At 43.2% G+C, this 15,401-nt stretch carries 16 protein-coding genes and 1 pseudogene; all 17 read left to right on the top strand.

Annotation, left to right across the window (positions count from 1 at the left end; genetic code table 11):
- The first annotated feature begins 40 nt into the window (after positions 1-40).
- Entirely contained in the window at positions 41-2,695 is a 2,655-nt protein-coding gene (locus tag ACO1D1_RS27610; RefSeq protein ID WP_042353648.1) for a hypothetical protein, read from the top strand.
- Between the two features lie 276 nt (positions 2,696-2,971).
- Positions 2,972-3,148, top strand: a complete 177-nt coding sequence (locus tag ACO1D1_RS27615; RefSeq protein ID WP_423337725.1) for a hypothetical protein — start codon at positions 2,972-2,974, stop codon at positions 3,146-3,148.
- A 244-nt stretch (positions 3,149-3,392) separates the two neighbouring features.
- Complete coding sequence (locus tag ACO1D1_RS27620; RefSeq protein WP_042353647.1) at positions 3,393-3,812, top strand: hypothetical protein; 420 nt, start codon at positions 3,393-3,395, stop codon at positions 3,810-3,812.
- Positions 3,813-3,849: 37 nt separating this feature from the next.
- Positions 3,850-4,227, top strand: coding sequence for a hypothetical protein (locus ACO1D1_RS27625; protein WP_042353646.1), 378 nt, complete (start codon positions 3,850-3,852; stop codon positions 4,225-4,227).
- 280 nt (positions 4,228-4,507) lie between these two features.
- Positions 4,508-5,209 (top strand): hypothetical protein, encoded by a 702-nt coding sequence (locus ACO1D1_RS27630; RefSeq protein WP_042353645.1) that lies wholly within the window; start codon positions 4,508-4,510, stop codon positions 5,207-5,209.
- 33 nt (positions 5,210-5,242) lie between these two features.
- Entirely contained in the window at positions 5,243-6,418 is a 1,176-nt protein-coding gene (locus ACO1D1_RS27635) for an ATPase, T2SS/T4P/T4SS family (RefSeq protein ID WP_042353644.1), read from the top strand.
- Positions 6,415-7,281: a type II secretion system F family protein gene (locus tag ACO1D1_RS27640; protein ID WP_052404712.1), complete on the top strand. Its 867-nt coding sequence runs from the start codon at positions 6,415-6,417 to the stop codon at positions 7,279-7,281. The genes ACO1D1_RS27635 and ACO1D1_RS27640 overlap by 4 nt, the downstream gene beginning before the upstream one ends.
- 97 nt (positions 7,282-7,378) lie before the next feature.
- Entirely contained in the window at positions 7,379-7,627 is a 249-nt protein-coding gene (locus tag ACO1D1_RS27645; protein WP_042353643.1) for a hypothetical protein, read from the top strand.
- Between the two features lie 532 nt (positions 7,628-8,159).
- Positions 8,160-9,500, top strand: a complete 1,341-nt coding sequence (locus ACO1D1_RS27650) for an ERF family protein (RefSeq protein ID WP_052404711.1) — start codon at positions 8,160-8,162, stop codon at positions 9,498-9,500.
- Positions 9,490-10,257 carry a CHC2 zinc finger domain-containing protein gene (locus ACO1D1_RS27655; protein WP_042353642.1) on the top strand — a complete coding sequence of 256 codons (768 nt, stop codon included), beginning with the start codon at positions 9,490-9,492 and terminating at the stop codon, positions 10,255-10,257. The genes ACO1D1_RS27650 and ACO1D1_RS27655 overlap by 11 nt, the downstream gene beginning before the upstream one ends.
- 51 nt (positions 10,258-10,308) lie before the next feature.
- Positions 10,309-10,908, top strand: coding sequence for a single-stranded DNA-binding protein (locus ACO1D1_RS27660; protein WP_042353641.1), 600 nt, complete (start codon positions 10,309-10,311; stop codon positions 10,906-10,908).
- Positions 10,909-11,014: 106 nt separating this feature from the next.
- Positions 11,015-11,722: a RecB family exonuclease gene (locus tag ACO1D1_RS27665; RefSeq protein WP_042353640.1), complete on the top strand. Its 708-nt coding sequence runs from the start codon at positions 11,015-11,017 to the stop codon at positions 11,720-11,722.
- 590 nt (positions 11,723-12,312) lie between these two features.
- Positions 12,313-12,588: a hypothetical protein gene (locus ACO1D1_RS27670; RefSeq protein ID WP_042353639.1), complete on the top strand. Its 276-nt coding sequence runs from the start codon at positions 12,313-12,315 to the stop codon at positions 12,586-12,588.
- Position 12,589: 1 nt separating this feature from the next.
- Positions 12,590-12,961 carry a hypothetical protein gene (locus ACO1D1_RS27675; RefSeq protein WP_042353638.1) on the top strand — a complete coding sequence of 124 codons (372 nt, stop codon included), beginning with the start codon at positions 12,590-12,592 and terminating at the stop codon, positions 12,959-12,961.
- A 174-nt stretch (positions 12,962-13,135) separates the two neighbouring features.
- Positions 13,136-13,243, top strand: coding sequence for a DUF1541 domain-containing protein (locus ACO1D1_RS27680; RefSeq protein ID WP_148347708.1), 108 nt, complete (start codon positions 13,136-13,138; stop codon positions 13,241-13,243).
- Positions 13,244-13,878: 635 nt separating this feature from the next.
- Entirely contained in the window at positions 13,879-14,766 is an 888-nt protein-coding gene (locus tag ACO1D1_RS27685) for a cation diffusion facilitator family transporter (protein ID WP_042353636.1), read from the top strand.
- A gap of 70 nt (positions 14,767-14,836) precedes the next feature.
- A pseudogene (locus tag ACO1D1_RS27690) lies at positions 14,837-15,338 on the top strand (prolipoprotein diacylglyceryl transferase family protein); the annotation flags it as partial.
- Positions 15,339-15,401 lie beyond the last annotated feature (63 nt).

The following is a 15,401-nucleotide window of genomic DNA, read 5'->3' on the forward strand; positions in this document are numbered from 1 at the left end:
ATCCATGATATGCGGGAATTGAATAGGAAGGGGAAATGAAGTGGGAAACAAAAGGGGTTTTGCTCATTTTCTCCTGCTGCTTTGTCTTTTGGGGATGGTCATATGGCCGGCAAATCGCCATACGGAAGCCGCAATTTCGGATGGGAATGCAACGGGTGCCGGCTTCAATCCATTTGTTGTCGATGCCGCAGTCAAACAAAATTGGAAAAAAACGAAGGGAGGAAAAGAACATCTGCCAGGAACCGGAAGAAAACTTGTCTATGACGTGTATTCTGGTGCGTCAAGCGATCCCCTAAAACAGAGTTGGAACATCACAAAGGCAAACAAGGGGCGCGGGACGGAATCCTTCCTTCAATTCTACGGATGGAGTGCAATCGAAGGTAGGCAGCATCATTCCCAGGACAATCAGGCGACATACATTGTCGCGGTCAACGAACGGACACGCAAGGAAGTTATCGTGAAAACGGAAATGACGAACCTAGATGCGGGAAAGGACATGGAGTTCGGTAAGACGTCAGCGGGGGGACCTATTAACAATCTATGTGCCAGCAGTGTTAGAAATGCGCCGTCCGATGTCTGTAACATGGAATACAAATGGGTCGGATTCAAAGCATGGCTTCCCCTTGATGAACTGTTCCCTAATCCCGATAAAGAGGAAAACTGGATTCTCTATATCCTGAAAAACATAGACGGGCATATCGTATACGATGAACTCATCATGCCGTTTGCATTCGATCGTTTGGACTTCCTTAATGGCGAATTGAGTCTGGAAAGCGGTAAGGACACAAATAAATTGAAGATGAATGTATCCAGTGCAATCCGCAGATCCGTGCCGAGAGGGGTGAACCCGAATGAAAACGGCAAATACTTCACGCTGGGCCAGACATATCAACGGGTTGAACAGGACGAAAGCACGGGTGTTGCAGTGTGGTATGGCGTGCGAAGTCCGCATGACGGAAATGCCGTGCGGTGGACGTCCTCTAGTTATTGGACATTCGGAGGGGCGACAGCAAAATTAAGCTATCGTTTTAAGGAAGTGGATGTGACCATCCGGCATGTAGACGCGGATACCGGTAAGATTCTCGGAACCGAAAAGGATAAAGTCATCATCAATCATGAGTTTGAGGCAAAACCGAAACCTTCGGGCCACTTCAAGGACAAGGACGGGAATCTGTATATTCCTTCACCGGCGAATCAAAATTTCAAAGGCATCATTAAGAAGGAAACAACGTTAGACTTCACGTATCGCCGGTCACTCCCTGATCCTAGTAAGAATTATGAAGAAAAAGGGATGACCCCTGGAAGGGCAGATGGGATTGCCTATTGGGAGCTGCGGAGGAACGACCAGTCAAGGGCAAGTGATGTGGCTGTTAGCAACCAGTTCAATGTCACAGGAAAACACTATGCCGTGCGGAATGAGAAACACCAAATTGATTTTGCGGGACGCTTCATCGAACAAAAAAGGCCAATTGAGGATGCCGAAGCAGGAATGCGTGTCAAAGGGGAACCCTATAAATACGGCTTCTCTTATGAATATACAAATTTCTATTACGATCATTATATATGCGTCGAACAGCAGGGGAAGGATTGCTTCAAGTGGCAGTTCAAGGAGCGGACGCCTGCTTGGGAACTTGGCAAGACTTTCGCGGTCATGGATACCTTCACGATAGATCACAGGCAGGGTGACACATTGAGCCTACCGACGTTGGAGGATGCACTGAACCAGAAGTTGCTTGTCGGACAGGAAGACCGTTGGAATGGGACAGCGAAACTTTCAAGGAACGATTTCTTCGAACGGTGGAGGAAAGCGGAAAACAGTCGTTATCAATCAGAATACGTTTTGAAAACACAATCTACCATACCGGTCTCGGTTGGTGGTCTGATCTATGAAGTCTCGCTTCCTTCCGGTTTGCAGTTATCGCCCGCGTTCCACCCGATGAAACGTCAGTTAAGTGCTGGTTACTTCTTCCCGCCGGACATTGACGACAGTCTGAAAAACGACTATAGAAATACAACTTCCTATACGGAATACAAATACATGTTCCCTTTGCAGCAAAGTATCATGAACGATCGAGGGGGGTCAGGAAATACTCGATCTTTCAATATGGACTATGTGGGTGACTTCTTCTTTATGGGGAAGCATACAGGCTATGTCGTCGGTTATCCGAACGCGAAGGCAGTTAAAGATGCAATTCTTGCAAACAAAGAATCTCCTAGTTTTTCACAAATGGCGAATGAAGGGAAAACAAAACTTTTTTTGAATTTCAAGCATGAGACGGGATATAGTTTGGAGGACGATGTCCTCTACACGGACACGGACAGCAAGACCAATCGGAACAAACTGCAACGCTATCTGTTGCCGGTATCGGCGGACTCCATCCTGCATCCGGGCGAGAAATATCAGAATCATTACATCCTTTCAAATATGGGGCTAAGTGATGTATCAATTCGGTTTAATCAATCATTTCAGTTTGAGCGGTATCTATTTGGGTCAGGAGCAGATGACGCATGGATGATCGAACAAGTGGAATCACGCGTTCCGGTCAACACCGAAGAGATCCATACAGTGCTTATCAAATATGAAGATTTGAAGCGGATCGCAGCGGAGGAAGCTAAACGGCCGAAAGAAAGGGTGCACAAATTCCGGCTGCTTGATCGGTCATTTAAAGACAAGATTGCGGATTTATTCCACTGATCTTTTTATAGAAAGAAAGGGAGAAGCATGAAGGCCTTTTCAGGTCCCATGCTTCTTTTTTGATCGTGGACTTTTCACGGACATTCCGTGGACGTTTTGCGGACTTTGCCATCCATCAGGCTTGGTATTATTAAGTTACAAGGAAAGACAAGGGCGTACAACACAAAAGAAGTTAACTCCCTCGTTTCAACCTAATGCTTTTTAAAAGAAGCAACAAGCATCGGATGATTCCTTTATGGCGAGTTTCGCCAATAACAAAAAAAGGAGGGAAAGCTGTTGGCAGAGCATAAGGGAGCCATCACACTACTTATCGCGGTTCTACTCTTGTTCTCACTATGGATCTTCTTCGGAGAAAACTACATCTCCCCGATCCTAACGAGTATCGGTGACGGATTCACTACAATGGTTGACAACGTTTTTAGTGTGACGCCAAACACACCGACACAGCCGTGAGTTGGCGGTCAATCACTCTACCGATTATCTACCTGAACGCAAGGTAGTGGACCGAAGAATTGAAGAGAAAAAAACAATCTCACATGCAGGTTTGAAACGCCTAGACCATTCTCTATCTTGTTAATTAAAACCGAATCTTCATCCTAATCTTTGCCCCCTCCCTTATGCGCGAGGGGGCATTTTTAAAACGAGCGTTCGTTTTAAAAATAAAAAGAAATGAGTTTTGAAAAAGGGAGGGAGTGATATGGCCACTCCATTAAAATGGTTCGTTATTTCCGCAACACTTGCGGTCGTTGTGTTCTTCATCGTCTACAGAGGGCTTATACAGAACTCGGCAACGACCACGACATCGGAAGTCCAGGTGCTGACGGAAAGCGTCAGTGCCGGCATTATTCGGGGAGAAGTCGAAGAAGGAACCGACGATTTCCCGCATTTTGACAAGGATGAACTGGTAGCAAACCTCATCACGAACGTATCCACCGTACAAAAGACACTTGGGTTCGATGTGAAACTCGACTATGTGTTCCTCGATAATCAGGGGAATGTGACGGAGGACGATAACCTGATCCGTGGTATCCAGTTCCGGGTACAGTACGTGGATGATAAGGGAAAAGTAAAGGCCACGGCGGAACGCAGGCTCGCCCTGAACTATCTGAGCAATTAAAATCACGGTGAAATAATAGAAAAGGAGGAAAGCCAACTTGTCGGAAATGAAATCAGCTTTGTTTGCGCTTCTGTTCTTCATTGGTTTCATTGTTCCGGGACTTCTTATGTTCGGCATCGACAGCCTGAATCAGAACGCCTTTATGAAAGCGACTAAGGAAATCACGGAACTCGTGCAGGAAGATGCAGGCGTCAGTGACCGGGTGAAGTCGGTCGTAAATGGTTACAAGCAAAAAGGCTATGTGATCACGTTCAAGGATCAGCATGGGCAGTCCGTGAACAGCATCGTCAATTATGGCGATACGGTATATGTCACATACGAATACACATTTAAGAGCGTGTTTAAAGATCAAACCCTTAAATCGACGAACAAAGCCTTCATCATGAAACGGAATGGAACGAATACCGTTGGATGAGCGGACGGTTAAAACAATTATGGAAGACGGTGGATGATTAATAACACAGATAGGGCGAACCTTGCTATCTCGGCAATTCCACACAAGAACAGACTTTCCAACATCCTGGATTGAATCAGTAAGTTCCGAGTCGTGATAGTGAGAGAAAACAGGACACAGTTCGTGGATAGGTCACAAAAAAAGTAGGGATCCCCGAACCTGTGAAAACCGCTATCAGTATAATCTGCTATTTGAATACCGTAAAAAGGTTGAAAGACTCATAGAAAAGGAGTGAGATTGATTGTTCTTCGAATTGATAAACGAGAGCAGATTGAATGAACATTTGGCCTACTTCAAGAAAGAGAAAAAAGATTTTATGAAAGTCCGTATCATTTACGGGCTTCTCCTTACCCTTATTGGCGCTATGGTTATTTACAGGATGGGGAATCTGCTGTACTTCATTGCGGTTCCGTTTCTGTTTGTACTTGCCTTCAAATATCCCTACTACAATCTGGTGAAGAATAAGAAACGGATCGACAATGACAACTCGTATCTGTTCCCGGATTTTCTTGGAAGTTTCATCGGCTTGATTCCATCTTCCGGTAACGTATATCAGACATTAGTCGCAACAATGCCATATACGAAAGATCCGCTGCGCACGGGCCTTGAAGAATTGATTGCAAAAATTGAGGATGACAACCGGCGGGAGCATTACATGGATTTTGCCGATTATATTGGCACAAGTGAAGCATACATGGTGATGGATATGATCTATCAGTTCAGCGAGTTCGGGATCAAGAAGGAGCCGTTGAAAGAATTGGAGCGGTTCGTCATGGACCTTGAAGCGAACAAGCAGAACGAAGTCATTGCGAAAAAGATAAACGACATGGAATTTCTCGGTTTTATCCCGATTTTTATTTCGATGTACCTTGTTATTGGATTCCTCGTCATCATGGTGATCAAATTGCTTGGACCAGTCATGGGAAACCTGAACATTGGATAAAAACAATAAAAATTAGAAAAGGTGTGCGTGCTTTTGTTTAAAGACAAAGAGTTTATCGAAAAGCGGACAAGCGAAATACTAGGAAAGAGTTTTCTGAACGAATATTTACAAGATGAAGGAGTTACTGATATAAACTTCGATGGGGTAAAACTTTCCATCAAGCATAACCGGAAAGGGTCCATTAATTTAAAGAATCACGAGCATCCCTCAATCGAGGCGGTTCGCAACCTTATCAAACAGATTGCGGACATTCAAGGGAAGGAGTTCACGGTCAGTAACCCGATTCTCGATACAGAAATCGGCTTCCTGCGACTGAATGCCATGCACGAGGCCGTCAGCCCGGATGGCATGACGTTCTCATTCCGTGTGTCAAGACCGCGGCTAGCGGTCAGTTCCATTGCCGACTCCATCATGAGCAACAATGAGGAGATCTGCTCGTCCATTGAAGAATTGCTGTCAGTGTTGATTAAATCAAAATGCAACATCATCATCAGTGGTGCAACAGGATCGGGGAAAACGGAATTGCAGAAGCTGCTCGTCGGCTACATTGACGACAAGCAGCAGATATTCCTCATCGAAGATACAAGAGATAGTCATATTAAGTCCCTATACCCCGAAAAGAATATCAAGAGTACGCAGGTACTCATGTCCGATGAGCGGGAACGGAAAATTACGCAGCAAGTCCTCGTCAAGTCCGGTTTGCGGAATCTACCGAACTGGCTCATCGTGTCAGAAACGCGGGGAGCAGAAGCGGCAGATATGCTCGATGCGGTAAAGACGAACCATTCCCTCATCACTACCCTTCACGCGAGTGGCGCAATGAATATTCCATCTCGTCTGATGTCGATGATACGGCAGGGTGGTTCCTACGCCAACATGAGCGACACGCTAATCGCCCGTGAATTGATCGAATTCCTGCCAATCGGCGTACATCTCGATGTGAAGGAAGTGGAAGGTGTTGGTGTCATCCGGGGCATCAAGGAGATTGTCGAGTTCACGGGTTTCGATGATGTATACGGGGCGCAGGGCAATTACCTGTACAGGCAGGCGAACAAATTCAATCGACAGACAAAGGAGTACACACTTTCGGAAGAAACGAATCCGCTGACGAAACGGTTACTTTCCAAAGTTGAGGACGCAAAACTCTATCACCAGCTGCCGGAACTCTATGTGCCGAATACGGATGAAAAGGTGGTGCTCGCGCAATGACAATTTTTAAAGGAGGCAGAACCGTTAAGGAAGAAAAGAAGAGACGTCCCAAAAAGCTGAAGAAGCGGAAAAGCAAAAGATCGCCCGCGGCGGGTCTTGAAAAGGAACCTCTTTCCAAACGCCTGAAGCGGTTCTGGTACAACTTTTATAACCTATATTCGTCTGTTGAGCTGATCGTCCTGTTCATTCTTTTCTTTGGCGGGAACACAGCATACATTTATTACCTGACGAGAGAACCGTTCGTCAGTGCCATCTTCGGCATCATCGGTTTGGTGTTCTTCTTCCTTGTCTTTTCATATAAGGACCGGAAACTCAAAGCTTATCAGGGAAACTTACGGTATTTATTGAAATACGTCAACAACATGAGTTTCATGCTGAATTCCGGGGAGAACGTCATGCGCTCGCTTGAATCCTCCATCAATTCCGTTAATGATGAAATTGGAAAGGATATTGAAAAAACCATTGAGATTATGAAAGAAAAAACGATGCTTGATACGTCGCATTTCGAGAAATACGATTTCCCCTCCCTGGACCAGTTCCATCAGAACCTAGCCGTCAAATATGACCGGGGGGGCGATGCGAAGGAATTGTTCGATCTGATTCAGAAGCGGATGGTGAGTGAAATCCAGAAACGGGATGAACTGCTCGGTAAACGAAAAGGCATGAAGATGAACATTATGATGATGGTTATCATGGTGCTAGGAATCGCAGTTATGATGGCAATGATGCTACCGAATCTGTGGGCTGACTTTCTCACCTTTAAAGTGGCGGGCGTGTCGATTATTTGCTCGTTCTACGTGTTCAATCTTATCTTGATGCATTTCATGCAGAAAAAGGCTGTTGATATTTCCGTACGTCTATGAAGGGTCTGTGAAAATAAGCAGTTACATGCAAGAAAGGGGAGAAATGGAATTGTCGCAAGTGTTCAAGCCCTGCGAGTAGTCATGGGATTACCTGTCGATGAGTTCTGCCATATTGCTATTAATGAATGACACAATTGAACTTCGGGATTTGGTTAATGGAGAGTTGATGATCCAGAACTTTTCTTATTTGGCACGAATGGAAGGTGAATCAACTGTGTTCTATTTGCCCGCCTTCGTCCTTTATTATCTGTCCCTCATTACGATGCTGATGCAAAACGGAAGTATTTATGTAACTGATTATTTCCATGTCAAACGATATCCGTTCAAACTGGCCGGATGCCTATAATTCGGAACAGGCTTCCTAGCAGGACAAAGGGAGCCCGCTCTGCTACAAACGGAATACTTACACAATTTGAATGAAAAATAAATATACTTTGTTGAAACGGGTAAGTAGGTTTGCTATACTAACCCTATACCAATCATTTTTACGTCACTCTTTCAGTGGAAGTCGTCACATTCTTGCTTTCGCAGGAAAGATTCGGCGCAAAATTACCGCCTTTGGATTCCTCTTTGGAAACGCTAGGTAGACGAAATATTGTCAAGAGATTGCATGTGCATACTATTTTCAGTTTGATACTCACGCTTACGAAAATTACCTTTTTTTCGGAAAAGCGTCAGTATATAAAAGTCGATTGTTTCCTTCGGGATTCATCGGCTTTTTTGTGTTCAAAAAATAAAAGGAGCGATGTTATGTAGAAGAAAGAAAACAAAATATTTTTTGTTGCAGATGGGTTTTGGCTGGAAGTCGAGGGTCACAATTTGTGTCGTTTCGGCTTTTTTCTTTTTAAAAATACTTACAGACAGGAGATTGATTCAAAATGGCTTTCATTATCAAAAGCGATGTACAACCGAATGAAAACTCAAACATCATTCAGAAGTTGGTGGAATTGCGGAAAACAGTAACATACCTGCAGAAGGATGCCATCGGACCACAGTTCCAGTACGTCAGCTCCTCCGCTGTTCTTGGCGCATTGCGTGAGAAGATGGATGAACTCGGCTTGATGTTGTTTCCGCGGGTGGTGAATAAAAAATGCACGGTCACAATCGATCAAAAAGGACGGAACAACTATTTTACTGAACTCGATATTGACTTCACATGGGTTGATCAAGATTCGTGGGACCAGGTTGTCATTCCATTCTATGCACAAGGGATTGACCTCGCAGGCGAAAAGGGAGTAGGAAAAGCCCTTAGCTACGCGGAAAAATATTTTCTATTGAAGCAATTCAATATCGCAACCGATCAAGATGATCCAGACAGCTTCCAGAACCGCATCGACCATTCCGTTCCGCGTTTTATCAGCAAGGAACAGATCAATGAGCTTGAAGGGTTCGCACGAGAAATCAGTCAGCTTCGAAATGTTCCTTTCGATAGCGTGCTTGCGACTGTGAACATGAGAAGTCTCGATAAAGTGCCTGTGGAAATGTATTTCGGTGTGCGCGATCAGTTGCTTATGATGCTGAATGGTGCCAGGCTGCACTCGCAAAGTCAAGGTCAAGCCGCCCCGAATACACAACCGGCTAATCAAGGCAATCTAGAGGGGCAACAAGGAGCAACCAAGCAACCGAGACAAGAACAAGCTACATCAGAAACGGGCGAAGTAAGGGGTGTGTTTATTGTGCACAATTACACGGTCGGTGTGAACCCTCAAAATGTGCCGTTTGGGAAACTTGATGTTGTGCGGAAAGATTCAGGAGAAACGCTCACAATTCTTGTAAAGGATGATCAACAACTGATCTCTTCCTTGAATGGTGTAGAGCCGAACACGGAATTACAGCTGGCCATGAATATGCAAAACGGATTCTATTTCCTTCAAAGCTATTCAGGGGATGCAGGCGGAAATGCGAAGCAGAACGGATTGAAACAGCCGGAACCAGCCCAATCGGAATCGAATGCCGCACCGCAACAAACGAGCGGAACCCCGTTCAGGCAATTCATTTTGAATAAAGTGGAGCGTGGTGTATCCCCAAGCAATGTTCCTTATGCGAAACTGTATGTGACGCCTTCCGGTAGTCAAGATGAGTTTGTCGTGTTTGCAAACGATCCACAGGCATTCCAAGCAACAGAAGGGTTACAGGATGGAACACAAGTGAACTTGCAGATACGCGAGGAAAATGGATGGACATTCCTTACTAGTGTAGGTGCTCAACATGCTTCCTAAGATTTTGGACGTGGCAGAGGAAAACGGCGTAACAATCAAGCTGAATACCTATGGAAAGCGACAGGTTCTATGCAAATGCCCGTTTTGCCAAGAGGACAGCAAACCGGGCAAAGAAAAAAGGTTCTATCTTTCCCTAAATACGAATGAGCAGATTTTCCGCTGCTGGTACTGCGGGGAATCGGGCGGTGTCATTCAATTCGAGGCAAAGCTGACCGGCCTGCCATACAATCAGGTGAAGGAAAAACGGCTCGGCAAGCTGCGGAAACCTTTGCATCCCGCGGAACGACTTAATCCGAAACAACTTGATGCAATCGGGTGGAAGGACAAAAAGCGCAAAGATCGCAAGGCGTTCGCACAAAGGCGGGAAGACGTGTTTCTCGACTGGAAGGAATATGAGTATACGGAACTGGTCGGATTGTTTGCTGAATTTATGTTGATTGCGTTTCTTAATACGCCAAAGGTGCGACAGGAGGAGTTGATGAGATATCTCATGGACCGAGCGAAAGGCACGCAGATTCATCTGGGCTTCTCAAAGCTGCTTAAAGAATATGTGAAGGATGAAGAATTCCGCTCAGAATGGGCGAAAGAAGGTACGAAACTTGCACGGATGGCATGGAAGGCTTGTTATCAGACGGATGATTTCGAGCTTGAAAAGATTGTTCTCTATGTTCCGTTCTTTCATTATCAGTGGAAACTAGAAAGAACCGAACGAAAGCAGAAACAGCTTACACAAAATAAAATGGTTGTTACACAGTAGGTTAGTGCTATCGGGAATCTAAATAACTAAAAAATGAATGGAGAGACTATTATGATGAACACTGTAAACTTGATTGGAAGGCTTACAAAGGACCCCGACCTCAAATACACACCGGCAGGCAAGGCGGTCGTAAGCTTCACGCTTGCCGTCAATCGTCCATTCAAAAAACAAAGTGGCGAAAACGAAGCGGATTTCATCATGATTCAGGCATGGGGCAAGACGGCAGAGAACTCGGCGAACTTCCTTCGTAAAGGAAGCCAAGCCGCAGTTGTCGGGCGTGTCCAGACGCGGAATTATGAAAATCAGCAAGGACAGCGGGTGTATGTGACGGAAATTGTCGCGGACAGCGTCCAATTCCTCGACCCGAAAGGAAATGGACAAGGTCAGGGGCAACAGGGGCAAGGGCCGCGGAACCAAGGATACAATAACAATCAGCAAGGGTACAACCAAAATCAACAGCGAGGCTACAATCAAGGCGGTCAAGGCTATAATCAGCGGCCACAAGGCGGTTATGGAGGACAGCAGAACCAAGGCTATGGTCAAGGGCAACCGCAAGGCGGATTCAACCAACCACCGCAAAACGGAAACTTCAATGATCCGTTTGCGAATAATGGACCAATTCAAGTTTCGGATAACGATCTTCCATTTTAGATAAACCCGAATGAAAGTGCATGATGTGAAAGCCGGACTTCTTTTCAGAGGTTCGGCTTTTGCTTTTTTAATCCCTATGAAAGTTAATTGAGAGTAGAGGTAAAGAATGATGATTTTTTCATTTTCCCGTTTGAATCTGTTCCAAAGCTGCCCGTTCCGTTTCTACAAGAAGTACGTTTTAGGCTACGAAGAACCAATGACTCTTCCCCTTGCATTAGGAAAATCGGTCCATAAAGCGATAGAAGATAAAATAAACGGAGTGGAGCATAGAGAAGCTGTTTTGAATGGATTGATCGAAGCGGACTTTCATCCCGAAGTGAGAGCAGAAGACGTTTCATTTCTCACATCGCGTTCCAATGCCGCGCCCGGTATGGGAAAAACAGAACTCCACTTTAAACTACCACTTAACGATTCACAGGATGGTCCACTATTACAAGGCTATATAGATGTAGTCAGCAATTCCGGCATGGCAATCACGGACTGGAAGACAAACCGCGTCCCGTATCACGTCCTCGACAATCATCAGGTTGGCCTGTACGCATGGGTGATGGGCGAGTTGTACAATGTCCCACATGTCGTGGGTACGCTATATTTCCTGCGTTTCAGGAAGAGAAGCAGCCATTGCTTTATGCCCGCGGATATGGAACGGGCCAGACTGTGGGCGCTCGGGCTTGCGAAAGAGGTTAACGCACGCATGGAACTTTACGGAATGGTCCCTGGGGAAGCAACACGCATCTTCCCGGCCAACCCGTCAGGCCATTGCAAGCATTGCCCGTTCGCGAGAGAGTGCTTGCGGACGTTTGCAACAATCTAAAAACAGAAAACAAAAAAAAGTATGAGTGAATATGATGTTGTTTAGTTGTATAATTGAATGTCGTTTGTTACACTAATTGTATAATTATTATCATTAAGCTACACACTGTGTAGAAGCCGTCGTACCTTTATTTCTATTGATTCAAAAGGAGATTCGGCATAAATTCTCCCTTTACATTTCCCCCTTGTGGAAAAGCGGGATTGACGTTCTTCGTCTAAATTTGCATGGTACACAATACCCAGGTTGTTTTTTTGCGCACTTGTGCGACAAATAGATAAAAAGTCGATTGTTTCCATACTTGTATGGGGATCATCGGCTTTTTTGTGTTTAAAAAATATTGAAAGGATGTGATGAAATGAATAGAATTTGAGGATTTCTTCTACACTGCAAAGGTAGATTTACGATTTCGATGTCGCTTGTTGCGCTTGTGTGTTTGTTCTAGTGTTCGTGTAGTGAGATTCTGATGAATGAAACGGATATTGTTACGTTGGTTACGCTTTTGTGGCATAGTTTCGCCAACGAACCAGTAATTCTAAAAATCAAAAGGACATTGTTTGGGTTTAAACTTAACTAAAAAGGAGAGGTTCGGAGTGTCAACAGTAAAAAGAAATGCGTTTCAAACGTTGTTAAAGGATTGTTCCTATCTTTGTCTAAAAACGCCTGTCACCAACATGCGTTTTTTTGTTGTCATTGAGAATGGCACATTCTACCGTGTTGATGGCAAATCTTTGGTGATAACCGTGATTTCTCATCAGAAGTTCCTTCATTTGTGTGTAGGGAGCGCGAACGGCATGTACAAAGTCGAAGGCATTGGACAATATGGTAATTCCATTTTTAAAAATAACGAAAAGAAAGAGGTAATGTAACATGGCGACAGCAGCAAACAAGGTGATTGAAAACGGCATGACGAAGGAGGGAGCGGTGAAGCTCGCAAATGAAATCGAACGGATTGAAGCCGCGGCTAAACTCATGAAAACTGATCTGCGGAAGTTCGTCGAACAAAATGGCCCGGTTGAAACGGCGGATACGATCTGGGACATCAATGAAGCAGTGTCCTACAAGTTCGATGCTTCACAACTCAAAAATATCGCACAGCATATCGCCTTAGGTGGGGACAATCCCTGGGACTACCTCGGAATCAACGCTACCAATCTTAAAAAACTCGGATGGGACGAAGCATTTCTTGCAAATCTCGGCAAGAAGACCATCGTAAAACGGTTCGCTTCTCGGAAAAAATGATGGGAGTGATTCCGTTATTCGTGAATTAGAAAATCGTAAAGACGCCTATCTAGAAGGAATGAATGATTCAGAAATAAATCACACTGGATCAGCTGAGGTCCCCTAAGGTTTTAGCAGAGGTAACACCCTGTTGGGAGTAAAGAGATTATTCATACTTAACATATGCAGTAATGGATGGTGCAAAAGCAAACAATTGAAACGAATGAACAAACAACCGTTTATATAGTTGATTACACGGATATAAAAACTGGAGAAAAGATAGCAGATCAAAACAGAAAGTAAGCTTTGATCTGTGAAATAATTTTGCAATAAAATAGGCTAGAATTAATGAAAAGGGGATTGGCAACTTGCCAATCTCCTTTTCATTTTGGAAAAAATTTATAAAGAAATTCAATCTAGATGAGGACAAGCAAAAAGTACCAAGTTTTGGTTTTTAGCTGTAATATTCTAGATTCAATACTAAATAGAATTCTCCAATTATATAGATGGAAAAAATGGTTACTTTTTTTGAAAACCAAGGAGCATTAAATGAAAAATAAAAGAAATAAAGAGTATATCAACGAAGTTGGGGCTATTATTCAGAGGAATTTTTGTTGTATTGCTTCTTACATTAGGATTGATATTATCTAGTGTTTTAATTAATGTATTTGCTGATTATGTCAAACAGGACTTGCTTGTAAGAGGAATAATCACGTAAAGGTGCTAGAAGGGGCAGCGTCAGAAAAAGACATTTTACAACGTATAGGAAATTCTGATATTAATTATCATAGAGCAAAATGTCATAGTGTTTTTCCCTAGCGAAACATTTATATATATAGCTTAGTTATGTAGAACAATGCAAAAAGGTTGTTGTAGACCCAACTATATTTTAGTTGCTATACTTTTTAAGTAGACCTAATTTTTGGGGGATAAGTAAGATGGAAAATCAAAAGTACGAAGATCTTAAATTAGGCGAACGAGGGGCAATCATTAGTATTATTGCCTATGTTGTTCTTTCCATTATAAAACTAGGTATGGGCTATTCAAGTGACTCCGCTGCTTTGAAGGCGGACGGTTTAAACAATACAACTGATATTATTGCATCTATTGCTGTACTAATCGGATTGAAGCTTTCACAAAGACCACCTGATGAAGACCATGGTTATGGTCATTGGAAAAGCGAAAGTATTGCATCAATGATCGCTTCATTTATTATGTTAGCCGTAGGTATACAGGTGTTGATTGATGCTGTCACCTCTGTGTTTCAAGTTGGAAAAGAGTCGCCAGATATCATTGCTGCTTATGTTGGTATTTTTGCTGCTTTATCTATGTTTTTCGTTTATCGATATAATAAAAAATTGGCAATTAAGATTAATAGTAAGGCTGTAATGGCAGCTGCAAAGGATAATATTTCCGATGCTTGGGTAAGTATAGGAACAGCTGTAGGTATATTTGGTTCCCAATTAAATATGCCTTGGCTAGACACGGTAACTGCTATAATTGTAGGACTATTAATATGCAAAACGGCTTGGGGAATCTTTACACAGGCATCTCATGAACTTTCAGACGGATTCGATGAAAATAAAATTCAACTTTATCGGGATGTCATTTTAAAAGTAAATGGAGTTAAAGGAATAAAGGAAATTAGAGGGAGGAACTACGGCAATAATGAAGTGATAGATGTTGTGATTGTTGTAAATTCTACTTTAGATATTAGGGATGCACATGAAATAGCAACCCATATCGAAAATGTCTTGATAAAAGATAACGGTGTATACCATGTTCATATCCACGTAGAGCCGATTAGCTTATCCGTGTCGGTATAAAACTCTCAAATAATGTAATTCAAGAAATGGTATCAATTGAAATGATCAAAAGTAAAGGGAGGATAATATTTTGAATACAAACCTTACCCCTATAAACCCTATTGCGTTTGAATTATGTCCCATAAGCGTCCACTGGTATGGTGTTATCAGTGGTTTAGGTGCTTTGTTAGGTTTATACATAGCAACACAAGAATGTAAAAAAAGGGGAGTTTCACCCCTTGTATTTACTCTTCCAATTGCCATTATTTCAGCTAGAGCTTATTACGTCTTGTTTGAATGGGGCTATTTTAAGAATCATCTAAATGAAATCTCGGCCAATGGAATGGAGGAATAGCTATTCACGGGGGTCCTCTTTCAAGAACTTTTCTTGAAAGCCTACATCTTCCTACGTTTAAAATTAACAAAATGAATATTAACGGTATTTGTTATCATCCTACATTTTTATATGAATCTTTATGGAGTTTAATTGGAGTTATCATTCTAATTTTATTACGAAAAGTTAATCTTCGTCGTGGAGAACTATTCTTGTCGTATCTCTGTGGTATTCAATTGGACGTTTTTTTATCGAAGGAACGGGGCCAGTATAACCCTATTGATAAAATTCAAATATCAAGTCAACTGTTAAGGAGCATGAA

The sequence above is a fragment of the Neobacillus sp. 19 genome, assembly GCF_049463095.1.
In the GTDB taxonomy this organism is placed as follows: Bacteria; Bacillota; Bacilli; order Bacillales; family Cytobacillaceae; genus Neobacillus.